The 3884-nt window shown below is 63.3% G+C and carries 5 protein-coding genes; all 5 read left to right on the top strand.

The window, feature by feature from the left end; all coding sequences use genetic code 11:
- Positions 1-497, top strand: a 497-nt coding sequence (locus tag EN884_RS28755) for an ACP S-malonyltransferase (RefSeq protein WP_164895203.1), incomplete at its 5' end; no start/stop codon positions are given.
- A 59-nt stretch (positions 498-556) separates the two neighbouring features.
- Positions 557-1294: a 3-oxoacyl-[acyl-carrier-protein] reductase gene (gene fabG / locus EN884_RS28750; protein ID WP_013532516.1), complete on the top strand. Its 738-nt coding sequence runs from the start codon at positions 557-559 to the stop codon at positions 1292-1294.
- Positions 1295-1505: 211 nt separating this feature from the next.
- Complete coding sequence (locus EN884_RS28745) at positions 1506-1742, top strand: acyl carrier protein (RefSeq protein WP_006203723.1); 237 nt, start codon at positions 1506-1508, stop codon at positions 1740-1742.
- A gap of 34 nt (positions 1743-1776) precedes the next feature.
- Positions 1777-3039, top strand: coding sequence for a beta-ketoacyl-ACP synthase II (fabF, locus tag EN884_RS28740; RefSeq protein ID WP_013532515.1), 1263 nt, complete (start codon positions 1777-1779; stop codon positions 3037-3039).
- 102 nt (positions 3040-3141) lie between these two features.
- On the top strand, positions 3142-3884 hold a 743-nt coding region (locus EN884_RS28735), incomplete at its 3' end, for an endolytic transglycosylase MltG (protein ID WP_206617663.1).

Here is a 3884-nt window from a genome sequence, read left to right as displayed (position 1 = left end):
GCGCGGAAGCCGCCAAAGGCTCCGTCTGCCAGATCGCCAACGACAATGGCGGCGGCCAACTGGTCATTTCCGGCGCCAGGGCCGCGGTCGAACTGGCGGCGAAACTGTGCACTGAGAAAGGCGCCAAGCGCGCACTGATGCTGCAGGTGTCCGCGCCCTTCCATTCGGCGCTGATGGCGCCGGCCGCGAACGTTATGCGCGACGCACTCGCCGGTGTGACAAAGAATGCGCCGGTCGTTCCCGTCCTCTCCAATGTCACGGTCAGCCCGACCAGCGATCCGGACGAGATCGCCCGCCGCCTGGTCGAGCAGATAACCGGCCGCGTACGCTGGCGCGAGACCGTGGAGTGGTTCGGCGCAAATGGCGTCACCACGCTTTACGAGATTGGCGCCGGCAAGGTGCTTTCGGGATTGGCGCGGCGCATCAACCGCGACATCGCCACTGCGTCGGTCGGCTCGGCGGCTGAGGTCGAGGCAACGCTAGCAGCGCTTGCATAAAGCCCTATTTGATCCCATTCCCTGCAAAGGGGTGTTCTCTTCTCAATCAGGAGACAAAAATGTTCGAATTGACTGGCCGCAAGGCGCTCGTCACCGGCGCATCGGGAGGCATCGGCGAGGCGATCGCCCGGATGCTGCATGCGCAAGGCGCGATCGTCGGCCTGCATGGCACCCGCGTCGAGAAACTGGAGGCGCTGGCTAGCGAGCTTGGCGACCGGGTCAAGCTGTTCCCGGCCAATTTGTCCAACCGTGACGAGGTCAAGGCGCTCGGCCAGAAAGCCGAGGCCGATCTCGAAGGCGTCGACATCCTGGTCAACAACGCCGGCATCACCAAGGACGGGCTGTTCGTGCGCATGTCGGATGCCGATTGGGACAGCGTGATCGAGGTCAATCTGACCGCCGTTTTCCGGCTCACCCGCGAACTCACCCATCCGATGATGCGCCGCCGCCATGGCCGCATCATCAACATCACCTCGGTGGTCGGCGTGACCGGCAATCCCGGCCAGACCAATTACTGCGCCTCCAAGGCCGGCATGATCGGCTTCTCCAAGTCGCTGGCGCAGGAGATCGCCACCCGCAACATCACAGTTAACTGTGTTGCACCAGGCTTCATCGAATCGGCAATGACCGACAAGCTCAACGACAAGCAGAAAGAGGCGATCATGGCGGCGATCCCGACGCGGCGCATGGGCACCAGCGTCGAAGTCGCGTCCGCCGTCGCTTATCTCGCCTCCAACGAAGCCGCCTACGTCACCGGCCAGACCATCCACGTAAATGGCGGCATGGCTATGATTTGAACGAGGTTCTGCAGCAACGCCGGCGGGTTGTGTAAAGAGACCATTTCGGCTTGGACCTCAGCTATTTTTCGTGTAATGCGGCCCGCAACCCGGCGGTTCGGGCAAAAATCGGTCCGTAGTCGTTGCGTTTCCGGCAGGACCATCTTTCAGCTTGATTAGCGGCATTCTGCCCGCTAACGAAGACAGACAAACAAAAGACGAGGATGCCCAAATGAGTGACACCGCAGAGCGCGTCAAGAAGATCGTCATCGAGCACCTTGGCGTCGATGCCGACAAAGTGACGGAGCAGGCGAGCTTCATCGATGATCTGGGCGCCGACAGCCTCGACACGGTCGAACTCGTCATGGCGTTCGAAGAAGAATTCGGCGTCGAGATCCCCGACGACGCGGCCGAGACCATCCTGACCGTCGGCGATGCCGTGAAGTACATCGACAAGGCTTCGGCCTGACGCTTTCTGCAGTCATCACCGGGGAGGACCTGCGATGAGGCGTGTCGTCGTCACGGGCCTTGGCTTGCTGTCGCCGTTCGGCATGGGCTTCGAGCACAGCTGGAAGGAGCTTCTGACCGGCCGCAGCGCTGCCAAGCGCATCACCGAGTTCGAGGTGGAGGACCTTGCTTGCAAGATCGCCCACGTCATTCCGCGTGGTGACGGCAGCAATGCCACCTTCAATCCCGAGGCCGTGCTCGAGCCGAAGGAATTGCGCAAGATCGGCGACTTCATCCTGTACGGGATTGCCGCCGCCGACGAGGCGCTGAAGGATTCCGGCTGGGAACCCAAGACGCATGAAGAGCAATGCGCCACCGGCGTCCTGATCGGCTCCGGCATCGGCGGCATCGAGGGCATCGCCGAGAACGCGATGATCCTCAAGGAACGCGGCCCGCGCCGCATCAGCCCCTTCTTCATCCCGGGCCAGATCATCAATCTCGTCTCCGGGCAGGTTTCGATCCGGCACGGGCTGAAAGGCCCGAACCATGCCGTCGTCACGGCCTGTTCGACCGGCGCGCACGCCATTGGCGATGCTGCCCGGCTGATCATGTGGGGCGATGCCGACGTGATGGTCGCCGGTGGCGCCGAAGCGCCGGTGACGCGGCTGTCGATCGCCGGGTTCGCCGCATGCCGGGCACTGTCGACGGAACGCAATGATTCGCCGCAAACGGCGTCGCGCCCCTATGATCGCGACCGCGACGGCTTCGTCATGGGCGAGGGCGCCGGCGTTGTCGTGCTCGAGGAGCTCGAACATGCCAAAGCACGCGGCGCCAAGATCTATGCCGAGGTGACGGGTTATGGTCTCACCGGCGACGCGCATCACATCACGGCGCCCGCCGAGGATGGCGATGGTGCCTTCCGTTGCATGACGGCGGCACTCAACCGGGCCAAGCTTACGCCTGCCGACGTCGACTACATCAACGCGCACGGCACCTCGACCATGGCCGACACGATCGAGCTCGGCGCTGTCGAGCGGCTTGTCGGCAATGCCGCATCGAAGATCTCGATGTCGTCGACCAAGTCGTCGATCGGCCATCTGCTTGGGGCGGCCGGTGCCGCCGAAGCGATCTTCTCGATCCTTGCCATCAGGGACAATGTCGCGCCGCCGACCATCAACCTCGACAACCCCGAACGCGAAACCGCGATCGACCTGGTGCCGAACAAGCCGCGCGCCCGCCAGATCGACGTGGCGCTGTCCAATTCGTTCGGCTTTGGCGGGACCAATGCGTCGCTGGTCTTCCAGCGCTACAATGGCTGATCGTCCGGCTGCCGGGCGACGCTTTGGCGTGCCGTCAATTTTGCCATATTCGCCTCTACTCTGCCGCTGGGGATTCGTTGGGCGATCAAACGGTAGGGCGAAATGAACACAAATCCGGCAGGCAACGGAGAATTCGGGCAACGGCCGGCAACATCCGGACCGATCGTGCCGAAAACGGCCAGCGAGGCGTTGCGGCCAGAGGCCGGCACGCCGCCGCCGAAGCGCTCGCGTGCGTCACGCAGCCAGGTCGTCGTGTTCATGAACTTCGTCATCTCCTCGGTGATGCTGGTGGTTCTGGCGGCCGGCGTCGCGGTCTATTTCGGCAAGCAGGAATTCACCGAGCCCGGACCCTCCGCTAATGGCGATACCTTCCTGGTCAAGCCGAACACCGGCGTCCAGGATATCGCCGACCAGCTCGAACGCCGCGGACTGATCAGTGATGCCCGGGTATTCCGCCTTGGCGTGCGCGCCTTCGGCAATGATTCGGCGCTGAAAGCCGGCGAGTACGAGATCAAGCCCAGGGCTTCCATGCGCGATATCATGGAGCTTCTGAAGAGCGGCAAGTCGGTGATGTATTCGCTGACCATCCCTGAAGGACTGACTGTCGACCAGGCATTGCAGCGCATCGCCAAGGAGACTGCCTTGAGCGGCGACATGCCGGCAACCACGCCGCCGGAGGGCAGCCTCGCCACCGACACGCTGCGCTTCACGCGCGGCGCGACACGCCAGCAGATGGTCGACAAGCTGCTTGCGGATCAGAAGAAGCTGGTTGACGATGTCTGGCAGCGGCGCGCGCCGGACCTGCCGCTGGCCAACGTCGAGGAGTTCGTCACGCTGGCTTCGAT

The sequence above is a fragment of the Mesorhizobium sp. M7A.F.Ca.AU.001.01.1.1 genome, from assembly GCF_004022735.1.
GTDB lineage: Bacteria > Pseudomonadota > Alphaproteobacteria > Rhizobiales > Rhizobiaceae > Mesorhizobium > Mesorhizobium ciceri.
Note: the sequence above shows the minus strand (reverse complement) of the source record. Positions and strands in the feature narration are given on the sequence as shown.

Bases quoted from the DNA above. Each gene is read 5' to 3' on its own strand.
- fabG (WP_013532516.1), top strand. From the start codon at position 557: ATGTTCGAATTGACTGGCCGCAAGGCGCTCGTCACCGGCGCATCGGGA.
- EN884_RS28745 (WP_006203723.1), top strand. From the start codon at position 1,506: ATGAGTGACACCGCAGAGCGCGTCAAGAAGATCGTCATCGAGCACCTT.
- fabF (WP_013532515.1), top strand. From the start codon at position 1,777: ATGAGGCGTGTCGTCGTCACGGGCCTTGGCTTGCTGTCGCCGTTCGGC.